This window comes from Gordonia otitidis (genome assembly GCF_020735545.1).
GTDB lineage: Bacteria > Actinomycetota > Actinomycetes > Mycobacteriales > Mycobacteriaceae > Gordonia > Gordonia otitidis.
This window is the reverse complement of record NZ_CP085974.1, coordinates 2,683,390-2,705,161: the sequence shown is the minus strand read 5'-3', so window position 1 is coordinate 2,705,161 and position 21,772 is coordinate 2,683,390. Positions and strand designations below refer to the sequence as shown.

22 protein-coding genes, 1 pseudogene and 1 other annotated feature are annotated in these 21,772 nt (G+C 63.9%); of the genes and pseudogenes, 16 read left to right on the top strand and 7 right to left on the bottom strand.

The window, feature by feature from the left end; translation table 11 throughout:
- Positions 1-386: 386 nt before the first annotated feature.
- From LK459_RS23310 to LK459_RS12340, 10 genes and pseudogenes are all read left to right on the top strand, one after another.
- Positions 387-907 (top strand): annotated as a pseudogene (locus LK459_RS23310) (general stress protein).
- Positions 908-910: 3 nt separating this feature from the next.
- The gene (gene dnaK, locus LK459_RS12380) at positions 911-2,794 is read left to right on the top strand and encodes a molecular chaperone DnaK (protein ID WP_005180078.1); all 1,884 of its coding nucleotides are present in this window, start codon (positions 911-913) and stop codon (positions 2,792-2,794) included.
- An 8-nt stretch (positions 2,795-2,802) separates the two neighbouring features.
- A complete protein-coding gene (locus tag LK459_RS12375; protein WP_005180075.1) occupies positions 2,803-3,327 on the top strand; it encodes a nucleotide exchange factor GrpE in 525 nt (174 codons plus the stop codon).
- Positions 3,328-3,332: 5 nt separating this feature from the next.
- Positions 3,333-4,286 carry a DnaJ C-terminal domain-containing protein gene (locus LK459_RS12370; protein WP_005180074.1) on the top strand — a complete coding sequence of 318 codons (954 nt, stop codon included), beginning with the start codon at positions 3,333-3,335 and terminating at the stop codon, positions 4,284-4,286.
- Entirely contained in the window at positions 4,283-4,612 is a 330-nt protein-coding gene (locus tag LK459_RS12365) for a chaperone modulator CbpM (RefSeq protein WP_005180070.1), read from the top strand. Before LK459_RS12370 ends, LK459_RS12365 begins: the two co-directional genes overlap by 4 nt.
- Positions 4,594-7,224 (top strand): ATP-dependent chaperone ClpB, encoded by a 2,631-nt coding sequence (gene clpB / locus LK459_RS12360; RefSeq protein WP_005180068.1) that lies wholly within the window; start codon positions 4,594-4,596, stop codon positions 7,222-7,224. The genes LK459_RS12365 and clpB overlap by 19 nt, the downstream gene beginning before the upstream one ends.
- A 14-nt stretch (positions 7,225-7,238) precedes the next feature.
- A complete protein-coding gene (trxA, locus tag LK459_RS12355) occupies positions 7,239-7,691 on the top strand; it encodes a thioredoxin (protein ID WP_005180066.1) in 453 nt (150 codons plus the stop codon).
- A complete protein-coding gene (locus LK459_RS12350) occupies positions 7,688-7,954 on the top strand; it encodes a UBP-type zinc finger domain-containing protein (protein WP_005180064.1) in 267 nt (88 codons plus the stop codon). The genes trxA and LK459_RS12350 overlap by 4 nt, the downstream gene beginning before the upstream one ends.
- The gene (locus LK459_RS12345) at positions 7,932-9,659 is read left to right on the top strand and encodes an FAD-dependent oxidoreductase (protein WP_005180062.1); all 1,728 of its coding nucleotides are present in this window, start codon (positions 7,932-7,934) and stop codon (positions 9,657-9,659) included. Before LK459_RS12350 ends, LK459_RS12345 begins: the two co-directional genes overlap by 23 nt.
- 13 nt (positions 9,660-9,672) lie before the next feature.
- Positions 9,673-10,113 carry a DUF1931 family protein gene (locus tag LK459_RS12340; RefSeq protein WP_174320862.1) on the top strand — a complete coding sequence of 147 codons (441 nt, stop codon included), beginning with the start codon at positions 9,673-9,675 and terminating at the stop codon, positions 10,111-10,113.
- Positions 10,114-10,248: 135 nt separating this feature from the next.
- Here LK459_RS12340 and LK459_RS12335 read toward each other — a convergent pair whose 3' ends face one another.
- Both LK459_RS12335 and LK459_RS23305 read right to left on the bottom strand, forming a co-directional pair.
- On the bottom strand, positions 10,249-10,935 hold the full coding sequence (locus LK459_RS12335) for a TetR/AcrR family transcriptional regulator (protein WP_053117551.1): 687 nt from the start codon (positions 10,933-10,935) through the stop codon (positions 10,249-10,251).
- A 103-nt stretch (positions 10,936-11,038) separates the two neighbouring features.
- Positions 11,039-11,398 carry an IclR family transcriptional regulator domain-containing protein gene (locus LK459_RS23305; RefSeq protein ID WP_227918569.1) on the bottom strand — a complete coding sequence of 120 codons (360 nt, stop codon included), beginning with the start codon at positions 11,396-11,398 and terminating at the stop codon, positions 11,039-11,041.
- On the opposite strand from LK459_RS23305, the gene LK459_RS12325 reads away from it, so the two are divergent.
- From LK459_RS12325 to LK459_RS23180, 5 genes are all read left to right on the top strand, one after another.
- Positions 11,397-11,678, top strand: coding sequence for a transposase (locus tag LK459_RS12325; protein ID WP_005180712.1), 282 nt, complete (start codon positions 11,397-11,399; stop codon positions 11,676-11,678). The genes LK459_RS23305 and LK459_RS12325 overlap by 2 nt on opposite strands.
- A complete protein-coding gene (locus LK459_RS12320; RefSeq protein ID WP_227923720.1) occupies positions 11,672-12,373 on the top strand; it encodes an IS3 family transposase in 702 nt (233 codons plus the stop codon). The genes LK459_RS12325 and LK459_RS12320 overlap by 7 nt, the downstream gene beginning before the upstream one ends.
- A gap of 50 nt (positions 12,374-12,423) precedes the next feature.
- Positions 12,424-13,688, top strand: a protein-coding gene (locus tag LK459_RS12315; RefSeq protein ID WP_227918568.1) for an IS3 family transposase whose coding sequence is annotated in 2 segments (ribosomal slippage) — positions 12,424-12,730 and positions 12,730-13,688 — 1,266 coding nt in all. Because the reading frame shifts where the segments join, the coding sequence is not laid out codon by codon here.
- Positions 12,726-12,857: a sequence feature (AL1L pseudoknot), on the top strand. (Overlaps the previous gene by 132 nt.)
- The gene (locus LK459_RS23300) at positions 13,603-13,893 is read left to right on the top strand and encodes an integrase core domain-containing protein (RefSeq protein ID WP_083444495.1); all 291 of its coding nucleotides are present in this window, start codon (positions 13,603-13,605) and stop codon (positions 13,891-13,893) included. Before LK459_RS12315 ends, LK459_RS23300 begins: the two co-directional genes overlap by 86 nt.
- 794 nt (positions 13,894-14,687) lie before the next feature.
- On the top strand, positions 14,688-14,810 hold the full coding sequence (locus LK459_RS23180; RefSeq protein ID WP_265416843.1) for a hypothetical protein: 123 nt from the start codon (positions 14,688-14,690) through the stop codon (positions 14,808-14,810).
- Positions 14,811-14,931: 121 nt separating this feature from the next.
- On the opposite strand, the gene LK459_RS12305 is transcribed toward LK459_RS23180, so the two are convergent.
- The 3 genes from LK459_RS12305 to LK459_RS12295 form a co-directional block, all read right to left on the bottom strand.
- Positions 14,932-15,489 (bottom strand): hypothetical protein, encoded by a 558-nt coding sequence (locus LK459_RS12305; RefSeq protein ID WP_005179606.1) that lies wholly within the window; start codon positions 15,487-15,489, stop codon positions 14,932-14,934.
- A 162-nt stretch (positions 15,490-15,651) separates the two neighbouring features.
- Positions 15,652-15,852 (bottom strand): hypothetical protein, encoded by a 201-nt coding sequence (locus LK459_RS12300; protein ID WP_040519378.1) that lies wholly within the window; start codon positions 15,850-15,852, stop codon positions 15,652-15,654.
- A 762-nt stretch (positions 15,853-16,614) separates the two neighbouring features.
- Positions 16,615-16,809, bottom strand: coding sequence for a hypothetical protein (locus LK459_RS12295; protein ID WP_005179596.1), 195 nt, complete (start codon positions 16,807-16,809; stop codon positions 16,615-16,617).
- Positions 16,810-17,026: 217 nt separating this feature from the next.
- Between LK459_RS12295 and LK459_RS12290 the strand changes: the two genes are divergently transcribed.
- Positions 17,027-19,651 carry an AAA family ATPase gene (locus LK459_RS12290; protein WP_005179594.1) on the top strand — a complete coding sequence of 875 codons (2,625 nt, stop codon included), beginning with the start codon at positions 17,027-17,029 and terminating at the stop codon, positions 19,649-19,651.
- A gap of 964 nt (positions 19,652-20,615) precedes the next feature.
- On the opposite strand, the gene merB is transcribed toward LK459_RS12290, so the two are convergent.
- Both merB and LK459_RS12275 read right to left on the bottom strand, forming a co-directional pair.
- Complete coding sequence (gene merB, locus LK459_RS12280) at positions 20,616-21,257, bottom strand: organomercurial lyase MerB (protein ID WP_005179592.1); 642 nt, start codon at positions 21,255-21,257, stop codon at positions 20,616-20,618.
- On the bottom strand, positions 21,199-21,750 hold the full coding sequence (locus LK459_RS12275; protein ID WP_005179589.1) for a MerR family transcriptional regulator: 552 nt from the start codon (positions 21,748-21,750) through the stop codon (positions 21,199-21,201). Before LK459_RS12275 ends, merB begins: the two co-directional genes overlap by 59 nt.
- Positions 21,751-21,772: the final 22 nt, after the last annotated feature.

Below are 21,772 nucleotides of genomic sequence, written 5' to 3'. Positions count from 1 at the left end.
AGCCACACACCGACACGGTACTCTCGTTCTCCACCGTCGCATCGGCCTCGAATTCAAGCGTTGTCGACACTCGACTCCCGTCTTGCTCTCTTCGTCCCATCCGCACACTTCTCTCCAATCAGCAGGGTTACGACCAATACTTGAGCCCGCCGCGTCGATTCCCCCATTCCATGACGGTAGGCACCGTTCTGGGCGATACTGAGAAGTGCCCCGGACCGAGTAGAGGCTAGGTACATGCAGAACTCACGCAATCCTGACGCGACAATTCTCACTGCGGCCGAACCGCATCGGATGACACTGGGACTGCCCCTACGCAAAACCCCAGGCATCCGCGGCAGCGGCACCACACGGAGATATTCTGGCCGGCCAACCCATCAGGCAGGGAGGTGATAGAGTCCAGTGGCGGGACTACCACGGTACGTCCGCACCGATCTGCCCCTCAAATATAGTAACGTTCGCCAACTTCGCCGAAACTGAAAACGACGTCGACGACCTCTCCGGCCAGCATTTCGCAGTAGGCAAACTAGCCATCGCGCGCCAGGACATCGAGCCGGTCGAATAGGTCATCGGCACACTGAACTACCGTTGGGCCGCGCCCGCGCCGCCGCGGGCGCGTGGACAGCTACACCATTAGGCTGGATTTTTGGATTACTCCACCGAGGCCGGCCGCCGTGTACACGCCTCGATCTCAGCTTCTACGCGCCGATCTTCGGTGCCGTTGTCGGCGCTCCGTTCGGCCTGCTCATGCACGCATCACAGGACAGGGCAGCCAGCGCGACTTCACCTCGTTCCCAGTCCTTACGACCATGTCCCTACACAACCACGTCACTACGAAGTCCTCGCCGACGTCGAGGTCGCGGACGAAGCCGTCCGCCTTCTCACCGGCCGGACCGATCGAAAGGAATGAATCATGGCAACTGCGGTAGGCATCGACTTGGGCACCACCAACTCGGTCATCGCAAGCTGGCAAGGCGGCGAACCGGTGGTGATCTCCAATGTCGAGGGTGCGCGGACGACGCCGTCGGTGGTCGCCTTCACTGAGAGTGGCGAGCGCCTGGTGGGTCAGCTGGCCCGACGACAGGCGATCTTGAACCCGAAGGGCACGATCTACTCGGCGAAACGCTTCATCGGGCGTCACTACGATGAGATCTCTGAGGAGGCCAAAGCGGTCAGCTTCGACGTCGTGCCGGGTGACAACGGTGAGGCGCGATTCGACGTGCGGGGCAAAAAGTACGCGCCGGAGGAGATCAGTGCACTGGTGCTGCGCAAGCTCGTCGACGACGCGAGCAGGTTCCTTGGCGAGAAGGTGAAGGAAGCGGTCATCACCGTTCCGGCCTATTTCAATGACGCGCAGCGCAACGCCACCAAGGATGCCGGCCGCATCGCTGGCCTCGAAGTTCTGCGAATCATCAACGAGCCGACCGCGGCGGCATTGGCGTACGGCATGGACAAGCAGGTCCATGAAACCGTATTGGTGTTCGACCTGGGCGGCGGCACGTTCGATGTGAGTCTGCTCGACGTCGGTGAGGGCGTAGTCGAGGTTCGGTCCACGGCCGGCGACTCCCACCTCGGCGGCGACGACTTCGACCGGCGCCTGGTGGACTACCTCGCCGACGAATTCCAGCGTGCCGAGAACATCGATCTGCGCAAGGATGCGCAGGCATTGCAGCGCCTCTTCGAGGCCGCGGAGAAGGCCAAGGTCGAGTTGTCCTCGGTGACGCAGGCGCAGGTCAACTTGCCCTTCGTCACTGCTGACGCGAACGGTCCCAAGCACCTCACCACCACGATCATGCGATCGAAGTTCGAGGATCTGACGGCGGATCTGGTGGAACGCTGCCTCGGTCCGGTGAAGCAGGCGATGAGTGACGCCAAGGTCACCGCCAACGATATCGACGAGGTGATCCTGGTCGGTGGTTCGACACGGATTCCGGCGGTGCAGGCGCTGGTTCGCCGGCTCACCGGCGGTAAGGATCCCCACATGGGCGTCAACCCGGATGAGGTCGTCGCGCTCGGTGCCGCCGTCCAGGCGGGCGTGCTCAAGGGTGAGGTTTCCGATGTGCTGTTGCTCGATGTCACCCCGCTGTCCCTCGGCGTCGAGACGCAGGGCGGGGTGATGACCAAGATCATCGAGCGCAACACGACGATCCCGGCCCGGCGCAGTGAAGTGTTCTCCACCGCGGAGGACAATCAGTCCGCCGTGGACGTCGTGGTCCTGCAGGGCGAACGCGAACGCGCCGCCGACAACCGGGTGCTGGGCCGGTTCCGGCTCGAAGACATCCGACCTGCGCCACGCGGCGAGGCGCAGGTCGAAGTCACGTTCGATATCGATGCCAACGGCATCCTCAACGTCACCGCTCGGGATAAGGACACCGGCAAGGAGCAGAGCATCACGATCAGTGAGCAGGGCAACCTGGATCAGGGTGAGGTCGAGCGGATGCTCGCGGAGGCCGAACGGAACCGGGGTGAGGACGAGGCGCTGCGCAAGGCTGTCGACGCGCGTAACGAGCTCGATTCGGTTGCCTATCAGGTGGAACGGCGACTGGCCGAACTCGGTGAGAGTGCGCCACCGCACGACAAGGCGCGCGCCGAGATGCTGGTCGCCGACGCCAGGAAAGCTGTGAAGGACGGTGCTTCACCCGCGGAGGTACAGCCACTGACCTCGGAGCTGCAGCAGCTGCTCTATGGGCTCGCCCCGGTCCAGGCCGGCGGCGGCGACGGACACCAGGCTGGCGGTGGAGACGCTGCGTCGTCGGATGACGACGACGTGATCGACGCCGAATTCGATCGAAGCTGAGGCACCTGATGGACAGATCTGCTGATCATTCGACGACCGAGCCGGCTACCGACGGTACCGACGGGGATCAGACCGAGACGGCGCCTGATCGCACCGACACGGGGGCTGAGTTCGCTCAACTCGAGGACCGCTGGCGCAGGGCCCTCGCAGATCTGGACAACCTGCGCAAGCGGTATGCCAAAGATCTCGACCGTGAACGCGCCGCGGAGACAGCGAGGGTATCGGCGGCGTGGCTGCCGGTGCTGGACAACCTGGAGCTTGCGCTGGCACATGCGGGTAGTGACCCGCAGACTGTCGTCGACGGTGTGAAGGCAATCCGGGACCAGGCGGTGCAGATACTGTCACGGCTCGGCTTCGAGCGCCACGACGAGGTCGGTGTGCCGTTCTCCCCGGAGCTCCACGAAGTGGTCAGTGTGGTGACCCAACCCGACCTTCCCTCCGGAACCGTGATCGAGGTCTTGCGGCCAGGTTACGGAGAAAACGGACAGCAGTTGCGTCCCGCCACCGTGGTCGTCAGCCGACCTGAGGAGTGAGCGCCATGGCGCGTGACTACTACGAAGCGCTCGGGGTCCCGCGCAGCGCCGACACCGACGAAATCCAGCAGGCCTACCGCCGACTTGCCCGCAAATATCACCCCGACATCAACAAAGACCCCACTGCGGAAGACAAGTTCAAAGAGATCAATGAGGCCTACCATGTGTTATCCGACCCGGACACCCGGAAACGCTACGACCGATTCGGTGACGACTTCCGGCGTGTGCCCGAGGACTACGACGAACGGGTCCGGGCAAGCGCCGGTGGGTACGGCGGCGGGTTCGGCGGCGGCGGGTACGGCGGTGGGGGGTACGGCGGTGGGGGCGGGGGCAGAAGGGTGCACTTCGGTCACGGTGTCGGTGGCGAGGGCGGCGTCGACTTCGAGGACCTCTTCGGACAGATGTTCGGCGGCGGTGGCGGGTACGGGCCGATTCCCGGCGCCGATCAGGAAGCGGAACTGGAACTGCCCCTGGAAGAGGCGTACCGGGGCGGCAAACGCACTCTCAGACTGGACGGCCGGCGATACGACGTCAACATTCCGGCCGGTGTCCTGGACGGCCAGCGAATCCGGCTGGCCGGGCAAGGAGGCCGGGGCAACGGCGACGCGCCGCCCGGGGATCTGTACCTCGTGGTCCGGATCAAACCGCATCCCCGGTTCCGCGTCCAGGGCCGGGACATCTACGTCGACCTGCCCGTCTCCCCCTGGGAAGCAGCCCTCGGCGCGACGGTCGCCGTTCCCACCCCGGGTGGCGAGGCGAAAGTCAAAGTCGTACCGGGCTCGTCGACAGGTAGGAAGCTGCGCCTGCGCGGAGAAGGAATGCCCAATCCGCGGGGCGCCAACGGCAACCTCTACGCCGAAATCAAGGTGATGGTGCCGCCGAAACCGACAGCACGCGAACGCGAGCTGTTCGAACAGTTGGCCACCGAATCGAACTTCGATCCGAGGAAACAGCCATGAGCACCCCGACCCCGGTCACCCAGTACATATTGGTTCGCCGTACCGGAATGTCGCTGGATGTCTTCGCCGAACGTACCGGGCTGCACCCCGACCTGGCACGAAAGCTTGTGGCTCTCGGCCTGCTCGACGCCCACCGCGACCCCGGCGGCGAAATATTGTTCGAACCGTCAGCAGTGGCCCACGCTGCCCGCATCCAACGGTTACGGACGGGTCTAGGCCTGAACTACTCGGCAATCGGGCTCGTGCTCGATCTGCTGGATCGAATCGAGAAACTCGAAGCAGCGTCCCACGGAAGGAAGACACCCCCATGGACACCGGCAGCCTGACTGAAAAGTCACGAGAAGCCCTGCAGGAAGCCCAGAACCTGGCGACCAGAATGGGCCACACAGAGGTCGACGGAGAGCACCTGCTGCTCGCGTTGGTCGATCAGCAGGACGGGCTGGTACCCCGACTGCTCGAGCAGGCCGGCGCGAACGTCGACGCCCTGCGATCCGATCTGGAACGTGAACTCTCGCGCAGGCCGAAGGTCAGCGGCCCCGGCGCGACGCCCGGTCAGGTGATGATCACCCAACGCCTGGCCAAGCTGCTCGACGCCGCGGAACGGGAGGCGAAGCGACTCAAGGATTCCTACGTGTCGGTGGAGCATCTCGTGATGGCTCTCTCCGAGGAGGGGTCGACCAGTGCGGCCGGACGGGTTCTCACCAGTCATGGGGTCACACGAGAGGCCTTCCTCACCGCCTTGACCACAGTGCGCGGCAATCAGCGCGTCACCTCGGCCACCCCGGAGGGTGCGTACGAGGCGCTCGAGAAGTACGGACGCGACCTCGTCTCCGAGGGGCGGGCAGGCAAACTCGATCCGGTCATCGGCCGCGATGCCGAGATCCGCAGGGTAACGCAGATCCTGAGCCGGAAGACGAAGAACAATCCGGTGCTGATCGGCGACCCCGGCGTCGGCAAGACCGCGATCGTCGAGGGCCTCGCCCAGCGGATCGTCCGCGGCGACGTGCCCGAGGGCCTACGCGACAAGACGATCTTCTCGCTCGACATGGGTTCCCTGGTGGCCGGCGCGAAGTACCGCGGCGAGTTCGAGGAGCGACTGCAGGCGGTGCTGTCCGAGGTGAAGGCGGCCGAGGGGCGCATCCTGTTGTTCGTCGACGAGTTACACACAGTGGTCGGCGCGGGATCGGTCGGCGGCGAGGGGTCTCTCGACGCCGGCAACATGCTCAAGCCGATGCTCGCCCGCGGCGAACTGCACATGATCGGTGCCACCACCCTCGACGAGTATCGCAAGCACATCGAATCCGATGCGGCACTGGAGCGACGCTTCCAGACCGTTCTCGTCGACGAGCCCGGCATCGAGGATGCGATCTCGATTCTGCGCGGACTTCGAGAACGCCTCGAGGTGTTTCACGGCGTGAAGATTCAGGACGGCGCACTGGTGGCCGCCGTGACCCTCTCGCACCGGTACATCACCGACCGTTTCCTTCCGGACAAGGCGATCGATCTGGTAGACGAGGCGTGTGCGCGGCTACGCACCGAAATCGATTCGATGCCCGCCGAACTCGACGAGCTCACCCGGAAGGTGACCCGGCTGGAGATCGAGGAGGCCGCGCTGTCCAAGGAAACGGACGCGGCCAGCAAGGCGCGTCTCGAAGAGTTGCGTAAGGAGCTGGCCGATCTGCGGGCCGAGGCCGACGCCCGGCACGCGCAGTGGGAGGCGGAGCGCCAAGCGATCCGTCGGGTGCAGGAGCTACGGGGGGAGCTGGAACGATTGCGCCACGAGGCCGAGGAGGCCGAACGCAATTACGACCTCAATCGGGCCGCCGAGCTGCGCTACGGCGAGATCACCGAACTCGAACGCAGGCTCGAGGCGGCGGAGGAGCAATTGGCCACCAGGCAAGGCCGCAATCCGTTGCTGCGTGAGGTGGTCACCGAAGACGAGATCGCAGAAATCGTGGCCGCATGGACGGGCATCCCGGTCGCCCGGCTACAGGAAGGAGAGCGGGAAAAGCTGTTGAAACTCGACGAAATCCTGCACGAGAGAGTCATCGGTCAGGACGAGGCTGTGCAACTGGTCGCAGACGCGGTCATCCGGGCGAGGTCCGGTATCCGTGATCCGCGCCGGCCGATCGGTTCGTTCATCTTCCTGGGCCCGACAGGTGTGGGGAAGACCGAGCTCGCAAAGACGCTGGCCAGTGCCCTCTTCGACAGCGAAGACAACATGGTGCGCCTGGACATGAGCGAGTACCAGGAGCGGCACACGGTGAGTAGGCTCATCGGTGCACCCCCCGGGTACATCGGGTACGACGAGGGTGGCCAGCTCACCGAGGCGGTGCGCCGCAAGCCGTACTCCGTGGTGCTCTTCGACGAGATCGAGAAGGCCCACGCCGACGTCTTCAATACCCTGCTGCAGGTGCTCGATGACGGCCGGATCACCGATTCTCAAGGCAGGCAAGTCGATTTCCGGAACACGGTGATCATCATGACCTCCAACATCGGATCCCAGCATCTCCTCGAGGGAGTCACAGCCGACGGCGAGATCAAGCCGGACGCCCGGGAGCGGGTGCTGGCGGAACTGCGCGGGCACTTCCGTCCCGAGTTCCTCAACCGGGTCGACGACATCGTGTTGTTCACCCCGCTCACGCTGCCCCAGATCGAGCACATCGTCGAGCTGCAGCTCGCCGATCTTCGGAACAGGTTGTCGGAGCGCCAGATACACCTGGATATCACGCCGGAAGCACGCCGGCTCATCGCCGAACACGGTTTCGACCCGGTCTACGGTGCGCGGCCGCTGCGGCGGTATATCGCCCATGAGGTCGAAACCAGGATAGGTCGTGCGCTGTTGCGCGGCGAAATCGAACCGGGCGGCACCATCAGTGTCACGGTGGACGGCGGCGAGCTCGCCGTCGCATATACGGAACCCGCCATCGCGGCCTGAGAAGAGGTGTCGTCATGGGATCCGACAAGGTGAAGTGCCCACACTGCGGCAAGGTCAACAAGGTGCCGGCGGCCGGGGACGGGAGACCCCGCTGCGGGAACTGCCACGAGCCGCTGCCCTGGATCGCCTCGGCAGGGGACGGCGACTTCGCGGAGGTCGCCGAGAAATCCTCGGTGCCTGTACTCGTTGACCTCTGGGCGACGTGGTGCGCTCCGTGCCGCATGGTCAGCCCCGCGCTCGAGCAGCTCGCCACAGAACGCGCAGGTCAGATCAAGCTGGTCAAGGTCGACGTGGACGCTGCGCCCCAGACGGCCGAACGGTTCACCGTCCGCGCCGTACCGACTCTGCTGGTGATGGACCGAGGTGAGGTACTCGCTCGTCAGGCGGGCGCAGCTCCGGTACCCCAGCTGCGCACGTGGCTCGATCAGGCGCTCTCGGAAAATGCAGGCAAGAAGGCGAAGCCATGACCTCGGTCCATGCCGACCCGCACGTGACCGCGATCCGGGCCGTGGTGCCCCGCACTCCACAGGGTTGCGAGGAATGTCTTCGCCTCGGCACCCCGTGGGTACATCTGAGGCTGTGCCTGACGTGCGGACACGTCGGTTGCTGCGACTCCTCGCCGGGCAAGCACGCGAGCGCACACGCTCACACCATCGGCCATCCGATCGTCCAGTCGATGGAACCCGGTGAAGATTGGCGCTGGTGTTATGTCGACCAGAACTTCGTCTGAGGACGCCCCACGCCTCGGCGACGGTCAGCTCGTCGACGACGAGACCCCGGATACAGTCGGAGCATTCCCGCGGCTGACGGACGACCAGATCACGACGCTCGAGGTCGGTGGCACGCGTCGATCGGTTCACGCCGGCGAGGTGCTGATCCGAGCGGGCGCGCCCAGCAACGACTTCTTCGTCATCCTCACCGGCAAGGTCGCGGTCATCGACGAGGGCGCCGAGGACGGCGAACGCCGGATACTGCGCGTGCACGGTCCGGGCCGATTCCTGGGCGAGCTCGGACTGCTGGAAGGCCAGGTGGCGTTCTTCACCGCCGAAGCGATCGAGAACGGCGAGGTCCTCGTCGTCCCGGCCGAGCGGGTGCGCGAGCTCGTCGCCCACGACCTCGTGCTCAGCGATCTGATCCTGCGCGCCTACCTGATCCGCCGGCACCTGCTGATCGGGCTCGGCGCGGGGTTCCGGATCATCGGCTCCTGCTATTCCCCGGACACGTTGCGGCTTCGCGAATTCGCCATACGAAACCGGCTGCCCCACAGGTGGATCGATCTGGAGCAAGACGAACGGGCGGAGCAGCTGCTGCAAAGCCTGGGTGTCGCCCCCGAGGACACTCCCGTCGTGATCTGGCACGGCGAGAAAGTGCTGCGCAATCCGACGAACGCCGAACTCGCCCGCATCGTCGGGCTCCCGGTCCCAGACTCGGTCCCGGACGCAGCCCAGGACGTGTGCGACCTCGTCGTCGTAGGTGCCGGACCGGCGGGTCTGGCCGCGTCCGTGTACGGCTCATCCGACGGGTTGAACACGGTGACACTGGAGTCGATCGCTGCAGGTGGGCAGGCTAGCACCTCCTCCCGGATCGAGAACTACCTGGGCTTCCCGGCGGGGATCTCCGGCGCCGAATTGGCCGAGCGCGCCCTAATCCAGGCCGGGAAATTCGGTACCCGCCTTCTCGTGTCGGCGGAGGTGACCGGTTTGGGATCCGAGGGCGGGCACCATGTGCTCCGGCTGGCGGACGGCGGCGAGATCCGCGCCCGGGCGGTCGTGCTCGCCACCGGGGCGCGATATCGCAAGTTGGAGGTTCCGGGAATCGAGGCACTGGAGGGGAGAAGCGTGTATTACGCCGCAACCCATCAGGAAGCGCGGCTGTGCGGCACCGACCCTGTAGCCATCGTCGGCGGCGGAAACTCCGCCGGCCAGGCCACCGTCTTCCTCGCAGACCATGTCTCCCACGTTCACCTCCTCATCCGCGGCCACGACCTCGGAAAGAGCATGTCCCGATACCTGGTCGACCAGATCGAACGGCATCCGCGGGTGACCGTGCACCGGAACACCGAGATTCGTCAGGTCCACGGCGACAAGCACCTCGAAGAGATTGTGGTCGAGGACAATCGCACGGGCGACCAGGACACGATCCGGGTGCACGCCCTGTTCGTCTTCATCGGGGCGACGCCGCACACCGGGTGGCTGGCCGACACGATCGCACTCGACGACCACGGCTTCGTCCTCACCGGCATGGACGCGGTCCACGCCCGAGGAGACGGCAACCGGCCGATCAGCGCCGGGCTGTCCAGGACGCTCGAAACCAGCCGGTCCGGCCTGTTCGCGGCGGGCGACGTCCGCAGCGGCTCGGTGAAACGGGTCGCATCCGCAGTCGGTGAAGGAGCGATGGCGGTACGCCAAATCCATGAATACTTCGAAAGGAGCTGACGACATGCCAGTGATGGGCACCGTCAAATTCCAGCGGTTCTTCCGGGCAGCGGCCGGACTACAGGTCGACCGGAACGACCTCAAGCGCTATACGGATTTCATCGACGACAAGATCTACGACCTGATCCTGATCGGCAAGGCCTCGGCAAAGGCAAACCTGCGGGACGTGATCGAACCGTGGGACCTGCCGATCACCAAGGGGCTGCAGGAGAGCATCCACCGGTTCGAGAAGCTGGACGAGGAGATCGAACTACAACCTCTGCTCGACCAACTGGCGGCCCGGCCATCCTTGGACGTGGCTCTCTCCGAGGAGACCGAGCAACGACTGCCGCTGATCGCCGGAGGCCTGAGCGTGGCGCTGGCGCATACCTTCGTCACGGTCGAGCCGGACCGCAAGAACCCCGGGACCGCCGAATGGAGCGTCGCCCTCGACATCTTCCATCAACTCCTCTGAACCCAGCCAGCGACCGGGCACTGATGGCGGACAAACGTGCCATCCTTGGCTTCGCCGAAAGGCACTGTCGTCATGCATTCAGCCTAGCCGCTAGACTGGCCAGAAACTAGCCATATGTTTAGCCGATAATAGCGATTATGTCAGGTTGAGCAGTTCGTGGGTGTTGAAGGGGAATTCGGACCCGGCCCTGCGAGGATTGGTAGGCCCTATATCAATCAGACGCACGCCTGATTGATGCGGCGCCTTGGCGCCCACGCAGATGATTTCGATTCCTATATCGAGCAGTTCGCGAGCCGAGTCCCAGCGCTCCTGGCGTATCCGGTGTCGGCAATCTGGTGATTCGACGAGATTCTCCGCCACTACTGTGAGTGCGGTACCGGCAACCAGATTCCACACTGTCGCCGATGTCGCGCGTGCTACCGGCGGTGTAGTCCCTGCTTCGACGAAGGCACTCGCTAACCAAGCCAGGCTTTGCTCCGACTCTGGAGATGCTGCGGTGCGGGGCGACGCTAGGGCCAGCACGAGCCACTGATGACGGTTGTAGAGAGCCCAGTCTATTTCCACGGCCGTCAGAACTCGTTGATACCATGGCGTTTCGGAAATTCTTGGATAGGGATGTCTGCGCGTGATCTCGAGCGTCATTGCTTGGATGAGCATGCCCTTGTCGTCGACGTATCGGTAGAGCGACATGGCGCCAACTCCTAACTCGTCGGCAAGCGAACGCATCGTCAACGCGTCCAGTCCGCCGGCGTCGGCAATCTCGATTGCCGCCTCGACGATCAAGGCGTACGACAGCCTGGTTCGGTTGTTCGGATTCGGCATGATCGGCGGGCTCACCCTTCAACGCAGCTCAATGGGACGCCCGGCGCAACGCCCGTCGAGTGCACAGACATACAACCACCGGCCTTCTGTCACGGTTCTGTTCTCAGTGGGTCTGGACTCGATCGGTTGCGCCCAGGCGCAGTCGGAGGTCGGCCTCGATTCGCGAAGCCGTATTGGTCATCGCTGTGATCAGCTCTGTTTCGGAGTCGTTGTGGGGTGTCGATGTGTGCATGATCGATAGATTTAGAGCTGCTATCGGTCGCGGCGACCTGTCATAGACCGGCACCGCATAAGCGCAGAGACGGTCATTGAACTCCTGGTCCATTACGCACCACCCGCGATCCGATACCCCACGAATACTTTTGCGCAGCTGCGCCTTTTGGCGTGTCCCCCGTGAACCGGTCCGGTTGGTTCTAGAGTCTTGATTGCCCTGATGAGGGCGCGAAGGGACGATAGGAATCATGGCGGGACGTAAGCGTCACTCGGCCGAGGACATCGTGCGCAAGCTGCGCCGAGCTGATGAGTTGGCCGCGGAAGGTAAGACCGGTGAGGAGATCGCCGCCGACCTCGAGGTGTCGGCCGCGACGTTGTACAACTGGCGCCGCCAGTACGGCGGCATGGACGGCGACGCCGCCAAGGAACTCAAAGAGTTGCGCGATCAGAACAGTCGGCTCAAGCGACTGCTCGCCGACGCCGAGTTGGAGAAGGACGCGCTGCGGGAGATTGCGCGGGGAAAATTCTGAGCCCAACTGCCAAACGCGCCGCCATAGACATGCTCAAAGCTCGCATGAACATGTCAGAACGTAAGGCGTGCAGGGTTGTTGGGCTCGCCCGCTCCGCCTATCGGCAGCTGCCGCAAGCTCAGACACCTGCAGATTCCGACGCTGGCCTGCGTGAGCAGCTACGGACCTATGCCCGCAAGAACCCTCGTCATGGGTTCCGTCGGGCGTGGGCGTGGTTGCGTTTCGACGAGGGCGACACCGTCAACAAGAAGAAGGTGCACCGGTTGTGGAAGGAGGAAGGGCTGCAGGTACGCCGGGCGCCTCGCCGCAAGCGGGCGGGCCAGTCGTCGGTGCCGGTCGTGGTCGCTGATGCGCCGAAAGTGGTGTGGGCATTGGACTTTCAGTTCGACTCCACCGTCGATGGACACAAGATCAAGATCGCCTCGATGGTCGATGAACACACCCGGATGTCGTTGCTGAACATCGTCGATCGCTCGATCACCGCGGAGCGGTTGATCGAGGAGCTTGAGAAGGTTTTCGCGATCTGGGGTGGCCCGCCGATGGTGCTGCGTATGGACAACGGCCCCGAGTTCATTTCAGAGGCCCTCCGAGCGTTCTGTGCAGGGTCGGTGGGGATCTCCTACATTCCGCCCGGCACACCGTGGAACAACGGGTTTATCGAGTCGTTCAACAACCGGCTGCGCGACGAATGCTGACACGCCTGGGAATCTTGGAGACTCCTGACCTTGGAAACGAGGATGCAGGTATGGCCACAGGATCGCCGTCAGGGAAGAAGCCGACCAGCCGTCGGTACAGCTCAGAAGAGAAGGCTGCCGCGGTCCGCATGGTCCGTAGTTTGCGGGCCGAACTGGGCACCGAGCAGGGCACCGTCTCACGGGTAGCTCATCAACTGGGCTACGGAGTGGAATCGGTCCGCTCCTGGGTGCGCCAGGCCGATATCGATGACGGACACACCCCCGGTGTCACCACCACAGAGGCCACCAGGGTCAAAGAGCTCGAACAAGAAGTCCGAGAGCTCAAGCGAGCCAACGAGATACTGAAACGAGCAGCGTCTTTCTTCGGGGCGGAGCTCGACCGCCAACACAAGAAGTAGTCACGTTCATCGATGATCAGCGGGCAGAATTCGGGGTTGAGCCCATCCTCGCCGTCCTGCGCAGCGCAGGTGTGCGGATGGCCCCGAGTACCTACTACGACATCAAGAGCCGCCGCCCCTCGGCGCGGTCGCAACGTGACGCTGTCCTCGCCCCTGCGCTACGACAGCTGTGGGAAGACAACTACCGGGTCTACGGTGCTCGCAAGCTATGGAAAGCTGCGCGTCGCGCTGGACACGATATCGGTCGTGACCAGGTTGTTCGACTGATGCACGCACTCGGAATCGAAGGCGCGCGGCGCGGCCGGCGGGTCCGCACGACCCGCCCCGATTCCTCGATGCCGCGCCACCCGGATCTGGTCAAACGGGAGTTCACCGCGACTACACCGAATCAACTGTGGGTCACCGATCTGACCTATGTCCCGACGTGGTCGGGCGTGGCGTACGTGTGTTTTATCATCGACGCCTACTCGCGGATGATCGTGGGGTGGCGAGTGGCCTCGCATATGAGGACTGCGATGGTCCTCGATGCGATCGGGATGGCCCGATGGAATCGGGGAAACATGTTGCCGGGCTTACGGTGTCACTCTGATGCGGGCGCGCAATTCACCTCCGTGCGTTACGGGGAACGTCTCGCCGAGATCGGGGCGACACCCTCGATCGGGACCGTGGGAGACAGTTACGATAACGCTCTGGCCGAGACGGTGAACGGCTACTACAAAGCGGAATTAATTTACGGACCCGCCCGCACCGGTCCATGGAAAACGGTCGACGACGTCGAACTGGCGACCCTGGGCTGGGTGCACTGGCACAACACCGAACGCCTCCACGGCTATCTCGGCAACATCCCACCCGTCGAGTTCGAAACCATCATCTACGATCAGTCACGGGCCGACCAACACCGGGTCGGAATCCCATAACCCGAGCCTCCGGGAAACCCAGGGCGCATCATGCCTCAACCGCAACTGCTGGCCGACGTTGCTCGAGGCCCGTGTAGTCATCGCCGACTTCAAAGACGACCACAACCATCGGCACCGCCACTCGGCACTGGGCTACCAGACCCCGGCCGAGTACAGTGCCGGATGCACCCACCGGCATCACCCCGTGGGCTGCGAGATCGACTGATCAACTGCAAGTTAGGAACTGGCTCTAGAACTGACTGGACCGGTTATCGGGGACCTGCCAACTCGAGCTCGGTCACATCGTCCAAGACGCGTCCCTCCAAGAAGCTGGACAAGTATGGACACCCGGTTCTCGATGGATGGCCGCGACGCCTGGTTCTTCTGGTCCAGTACACCGTCGACTGACATTCGAGCCGTGCGTGTCGTCGTGGTCGGCGCGTCCGACCTTTGCGGGGTCTGGTCACCCTGCCCGTCGGTACGGACCACGCCTAGTCTAGGGCCGGGCGAACCTGAGTCCGCTAGCGACCGACGAACACAGACACCCAAGGACACGTTTCCCGCAGCCGCGGCCTGACCCCCCTTGTCCCTGTTGTACGCAAGTGGGCGCAAGCATTGCTGCAGTAGTTGCAACCGGCACGTTTGTCAACCGGACCCGTGCCTGGCGCCGCCGTTAACCACCGTGCCGTCCTCTCGGCTCCAACCGCTACAGGGCCTGGTAGCACCGGCACATACCGTCAGGCGTTACCTCATCGGTTGTCGACAACAGATAAGGCGACCTACTGGCTTGCGGGAAGGCCAGTAGGTCCCCATCCGGAAGCCATGAGGCGGCTGGGTTATCCGTGACCAGCGATCCGGATAGTCTTGTTTTGCACGATGATGCTGCATCGCTCGCGTCGACAGTTTCGGCACCGTGGCGCGCGGGCTGCGGCGGCGAAGCATCCGGGATGTAACCGCCCCAATAGGAATGGCACTCACGTCGCCGGACTCATCCGGACCGACACCTCAGGTAGCGGACCAGTGCCGGCCCCACCGGCACTGTTGACCCGGATCGCGCGCATCCTCACCACCGCAGCCGAGCACACAAGCAACACCGACCTGGCCGCAACGCTGCGCCGCGATGTCATGCGCGCCTCGGGCTAGTGGGTGGCGTGTAGCCGCGTAGTGAGGCTACAATCGGAGCCGCAGCCAGCCCATTGCGGTGGGTTTGGAAGTGAGCCACAGGATTACTCGCCGGACGACGAGGCCTGTGGCTCGCGGTCTTTTAGGGGCCGATGGTGTGTATTTCGACACCGGCGCCGAGTATGTCGAGATAGTCCCCGCGGCCGCACCGCTGTTGCACCACGGCACCGCACACGATGTCGGCAACCCACAGCGCCGGTTCGTGACGGCCGATAGCGTGGTCAATTCGCAGAGTCGGGGCGACGGCTTGTCGGGCGCGGAGCTTTTGCAGCATGTCCATGTCGCTTGCGTCCTGTTGGCCTCGGGATTCCAGCGTGATCGTGGCGCAAGGCATGTCGGCCAGGTGCGGCAGTAGGAACTCCATGCATTTGCATCGGTGCCAGCGATCCGAGGATTCCTTGTCGACGTGCACGACGACGAACCCTGTCAGGGGTAGTTCGGCGATCGCGGTGACGAGTTCGGTTCGTCGTTGCTCGCTGCTGCCGTGCCAGTGCACCTTCGGCTCGGCCAAGCGCAGCGCTTCCATAGCTGCGCGGAGGGTGTCGACGTCGTCTTCGTCGCAGAGGGCTGCGGACATCAGGTACGCGCCGGGGTCCATGTCCGGGCGCGACCCGCTCTCGTCTGCCCACGCCGTCAACATGATGGAACACCCTATTGGTCTGGTACGACTCGACAGGGCTCAGGGGACACACATGGACGGCTTTCTGAGCCCCTCCTCTCGCTCAAACGTCACCACTCCGCTCATGTGGCAACCGACCGCGGGGAGGGCGGCAGCGCAGCGCAGCGGAGAAGCTGTTTGTGACTATTGGAGCCGGTCGGCCTGTCCCCCGGTCTGATCGGCGTACGCCTGGGCTTCGTCGAGCTCGTTGGCGGTGTAGGTGCGGATGCCGGCGGGTTGGCCGGCCGGACGCACGATGAGCGTCAGGTCAGGCAACTCGACGCGGCCGCGTTTGGGTGCGACGCGGTTGGTGGGGCCTGCCCCCGTGTCATTGTTGTCAGTCATTGCGGTGCTGGGCCCTCTCGCGGTTGCAGTGCTTCGGGCGGCACCCACATGGTGATGGTGGCCGAGGAGACGCGGTTGGCGCTCTCGACTGGCATCTGACATATCCCGCGCCAGAGGCCGTTTGAGGTTTGGAGCCACGCTAATAGCAGTGCGGGCATGGTCGGCTCGATCCGGGCTCCGAATGCGCGGACTCGCAGTGACACTCCCCCGCCGGCCGCATAGGAGCGGCCGCACGAGGGGGCCGCGATCGCGATGTCGACAACAACGGGCTTCGGCGGGTCGAACACGCGCAGTGTTCGGGTGTCGGGGCCAGTGGTCGAACATGCACAGAGTGTCATCTCGCAAGACATCGGTGACAGTTCTGCATCAGGCCATAGGTGACAGAGTGAGGGGTCTTGGTGGTGACACTTCTTCATTTGGTTTCCGCCACGCACCGCTATGTGCCTTGCGTTGCGTGGCGCGGTTGCCTATGAGGGGGGCCTGACGCAGGTGCTCAACTGACCGCGCCTGCGACGGTTCAGCAGCACCCCGTGATGGCGCTGAGAACGCTGCGCAGCGCTTCCAACGACTCTGGCCGGGCACGGTAGTAGACGGGTGATAGAGCTGCAGCCTTGTTGATCGCGCTGATCGTGGAGGGGGTCAAATCGATTCTCGGAACAGCCTGGGCGGCGATCCGCGCGGTAGCCGCCTGAACTTTCTTCGAGGAGTCGGTACTATCGCTCTCCGACGGACTCATGTCGCCCCCTTCAGTAGCCCTCCTGACTAGCCTACTGGGCAGTTCCGCCACACCCGGAGATTATGTGCGCCGCTGGCGATGCTTGCCACGCCTGCCTCGTCGGTGAGGTCGATTCTGGTGGCACCGATCCGCTCGCAGAGAGTCTCGACATCGGGACAGCCGTCCCAGATCAGGTAGTAGCACTCGTCAGGGGTGGTGGTGTGACGGGTCAGATGTGTCATCGCGACACCGATCTGCCAGATCTCTGAGGGGCCGGGCTCGCCGAAGTCAGGGATGTGCGCCTCACTTTCCTTCTGACCTATGACCGGGGCCGACAGAACGCAAACGGCTCGATGCGGACTGGCAGTCTCTGTATCGTCGATCGAGGTTTCGCAGCGTTAGCCGACTGCGTGTCAGCCTGCCCCATGTTTTCTCAGGCGATCGGAGGGTTGTCGATCAATGACTGCTGCAGCGCGCTTCTGGGCAGTTGATCTGCACGTTCACACGCCCGGTTCTAGCGACGCCAAGGACGAGCATTACGGCACGCCCGGAGACATTGTCGAGGCCGCGCTTGCCGCCGGCCTTGACGCTATCGCCATCACAGACCACAACACGGTCTCCTGGTGTAGTCACATCGCCGACGCAGCGGTCGGCACTCCACTCGTCGTCCTGCCCGGGGTCGAGATCAGCACCAACGAGGGCCATCTGCTCGCCATCTGGGAGCAAGGAACTGACCCGGCGCTGATCGAAGAGGTCCTGGTGAAGCTCAACATCGGCCAAGCAGACCGCGGCAAATTGGACATCAGCGCCAACGCTGGCTTCGCCGACGCCGCGACGAAGATCGCAGCCTCCGGTGGGTTGGCCATACCTGCCCACATCGAGAAGGACAAAGGGCTGATGCGGTTGACGGTTCCGGCTCACGTCAGGGAGATCTTGCTGCACGACGACGTCTGCGCCGTTGAGATCGTTCACCTCGACACCGCAGACGACGTCCGTAACAAACTCGGCGAGCAACGAAACATGGCCTTCGTCCGCGGATCGGACACCTGGGACAAGGACGAAAGCCATCATGCGCTGTCCGGAATCGGTGCGCGCCGCACCTGGATAAAGGCCAGCCGCCCGGATCTGATTGGACTCCGCCACGCGCTCGCCGACCCGCAGTTGCGCGTCTTGCTGCAGCAGCCAGCTCCGACCACCTACACCCGCATCGAAGACATTGAGTTCCTGGGTGGATTCCTCGGCGGCGAACGCATCCGCTTCTCGCCAGACTTAAATTGCCTTCTTGGCGGCACGGGGGCGGGCAAGTCTTTGGTACTGGAGGCGATTCGATTCGTTCTGAGCCAGCAGGTCGACGCCATCGCTTTTCCTCACATTCGAACCGAGATCGACTCGCGGATGGACAAGGCGCTGATGAACAACAGCACGGTCGTCGTGCATGTCGCCGGCGACGGCGTGCGATACCGGATGGAGCGGACGTACAACGCCGGCGGATCGCCAGCTGCCCGCGTCCTGCAACAGACCGGAAGCGACTGGGCTGAAATCAACGACGACCCCGCCCTCATCTGCCCGATCGCGGCGTTCTCGCAAGGAGAGATCCTCGAGTACTCCCGAGAGCCGGTTGGTCGCATGGCCCTGGTTGACGCGTCGATCGACCTGGAGGCGGTCAACGCCTCCATCGAAGCCGCGATCGGGGGCCTGCGGGTCAACGCCGGAAAACTGATCGCGGCTCGGCAACGCGTCCAGCGATTAGAATCCGAGACCGCTGGCGGGGCGGAACTTGGCGAACAAGTTCGCCAACTCGAGGAACTGTTCAAAACCGAGACGGTGAAGGAGCAGTCGGGGTGGACCGCAGAGCAGACCAGCTTGCACGGCACACGGAACGACCTCGCCGACCTCGACGCGCCCGCGTTCAATCTGCCCGAAGCCGAATTGCACGAGTCAGTGGGCGAGAACGCTGGCTTGTTCCTCGAAGCCAATGCCGTGCTGGCACTTCTACGCGAACGCCTCGACACGGGACGCACGCAGATTCTCGAAGCGATCGCCGAGGCTGCGAAGGCCATGGCGCGCATTGAGGGTCAGTGGAGAACGCGGTTCGACGAGTTCAAGATCCGCCTCGATGAAGAACTCGACAAGATTGATCCGGAAGCATCTCTTACGGCTTTGCGCGCGAGCCTCGAACAGTTGCAGTCCAAACTCACTCAACTCCAGGCTGCCAGGGCCGCGCTTGAACATCGCGCTCGGCCCGATCTGGCTCGACTGGAGCAGGAAAGACATGACCTCACCGACGCCCTTCACGCTGCGCGACGCACACGGCGGGACATGCGCCGGGCGCGGGTCATAGACCTCAACGCGAAGGCGGCTGGCTTCGTCAAGCTCGACGTTCCCAACCAAGGGGACCAGTCTGAGTTTCGCCGTGCGCTCGACCTGATCAAGGTGGGCTCACGGGTCAGGGAGGACTTCCTGAATGAACTCGCGCTTCGGACGCATCCGCTGAGGTTCGTCCGCTCAATGTGGTCGCATAACCTCGCCGAACTCGTAGATATCGATCATGGAATCGACATGGCGAGTCTCGCCAAGCTGCTCACGAACATCGACGAACGCAATTTGTGGGAGGACCTACTGAATCTGCAGGCCATCGACCGTCCCGATGTCCTCACCATCAAGTTCAAGAAGCCCGGCGACCAAACCTACACGGCGATCGAACAACTCGCTCATGGCCAGCGATGCACGGCCATCCTGGTCATTTTGCTCGCCGACGGTGACACACCGGTGCTCGTCGATCAACCAGAGGATGCGCTGCACGCCCCGTGGATCGAGGAGTACCTCGTCGATCGTCTACGTTCGCTGCGCAGCAGCCGCCAATATCTGTTTGCCACCCGCAGTCCGGGCATAGTCGTGAGCGGCGATGCGGAGCAGATCGTGACGATGAAAGCAACCGCCGGACATGGCCAGATCGAAGCGGTGGGTTCACTCGAGCGGTACGAACTTAACGCCTTGGCGTTGGAACACCTTGAGGGAGGCCGGGTCCCATTCAGTAGACGTACGTTGAAGTTGAAAGTGTCCGTCGACCCACCAACGCCCTAAAGCGACCGTGCCCCGTCGAACTCGACCGGTTGCACCACGTCGATGCGTTCGATCCCGTGATTCCGGCACACTTTCGTCACTGGTGACGAAACATATTGCAGTGCAAAGCAATTCGCCGATAACGTATCTTATGTCAAGTAAGCCCCTGCATATTGCATCAGATGCAACACGTGGCCTGAGATCCGTCATTTGGATGTCAGTTGGCGACCTGGGGATTCGTCACTCGTGTCAGTAGCGCTCGTCACCGGAGTCATCTACCCGTGCGTATCTCGAGCGCGCACCGCCACCCTGACTCTCGATCTGTAGATCAGCGGATGCCTTCGGCCGCCAGGCCCTCGCGCTGCTGGGTGGCGTCGATGCTGAATGCGCCGCCGTGGATCAGCTCACCGAGGCCACTACCGAGGCATTCCAGCAGTACCCCGACTACGCGGTGATCACCAGTTTTCCTGGCCTGGCTGACCTCTCCGGCGCTCGGGTGCTCGGCGAGATCGGCGACGACCGCGAGCGGTTCACCGACGCCCGTTCGCTGAAGGACCTACGCCGGTTCTGTGCTGATCACGCGGGCCTCCGGGCGCAGCATCTCGATTACCCGCCGCGTGGTGAAGAACAACCGACTCAACGCTGCAGGATTCCTTTGGGCGTTCGCCGCGATGGCGAAAGCCGGCGCACCCCAAGACCATTAACGCCGAGGACGCGACCGCGGCGATCGGCACGCCGCTGCGCTTCGGCACCTCTTCGACCGCTTGCTCGGGCAGCTCCACTACTGCTTGCAAACCGGTCAGCACTACGACCCGATCAAGGCGTTCGGGCCCGCTCAGGACGCGTCCTTCGAGATCGCGGCTTGACCTCTTGGTGTGATCGGAGGTCTTCTTCGGCGCGTTCAAGACCGATATCGACGCCGAACTCGCCCAGCTCGGCCCGACCGGGTACCGGCCCTTGTGGGTGCGCGACACCCTGTTCTGAGTCAGCAGCACGGCGCCTCGCCGGCCGGGTCGATGAGCGCCTCGGCCAGTGGGCGTGCGAGCTGGGTGTAGGCGTCGGCGACCGGTAGCACGGTCATCCCAGGATGCTCGGATCGCCACTGCTCGGCGGCGTCGGGAGTGGCCAGGAACATCTGCGGATTGCAGCAGGTGGCGCGGACCTGCCCGCCCCGGATCCCGGCGGGGTCGACGAAGGCCACCATCGCGGCGGCCGGTTGCAGGTCGGTGACTCCCGTGACTGGATCGACGGTCAATCGCACGGCGCTGACGGTAACCGGGCACTCGGATTCGACGTGTGCGCTCGCCCCGATCACGGCGGGGAAGACGAGCGTGTCGGGCGCACACCAGGTGTAGAGCTGATGGCCTGCGACGGTGAATCGGTGCGGGGTCGGATTCAGGGTCAATCCCCACCCGAGGACCCGGCCCTGCTCGTCGTATTCGATGTCGGCGCCGATCGGTGTCTCTTCGAGATCTCCGGCGTCGACACCGGCTGCGGCCGCCAACTCCGTGACGGTGACCGGCGCTCCGTGGGCCAGCAGCCGCAGCGCGGCCCGCAGCAGCGCCCGGTCACGGTCGGCTGGTGCGATCGTGGCGAAAACGTCGGCGGGAATGGAGTCGGTGCTCATGAGAGTCAGCCTTTCCGAGAATGCGTCGGGTGCGATGTCGATGACGGTAGGGTCTGCCCCCGGGGGCAGAGTCAAGCCCGCGTCGGGCATCGGCACGGACCTCGGTCCAGCACACATCGTCGGCGGCCCACCGCGCACGGTGGATGCTGGTGAAGTCGTCGATGCGGTCGAGGATCTGCTGGGCGTCGCTGATCCGGCGGTGCAGCCGCTGTCGCGACCGCTCCAGTAGCTCGGCCAGACGCGCGCCGACCGCTCCGTCTCCACTATCGACGGCGTCATCGGTGAGCTGGCAGATCTCGGCGATGGTGAGCCCAAGCCCGCGCAGCTCGCCGATGAACCGCACACACCACAGTGCGTCATCGGTGTACAGGCGGTAGCCGGCCGCGCTGCGCCCCAGGGTGTGGATGAGCCCGAGGTCGGTGTATTCACGCAACGCCTTCACCCTCACCCCGGTCCGCGCCGACAACACGCCGATCGTCATGTGCCCGTTCATCTCGGCCTTTCCTGGAGGAGAT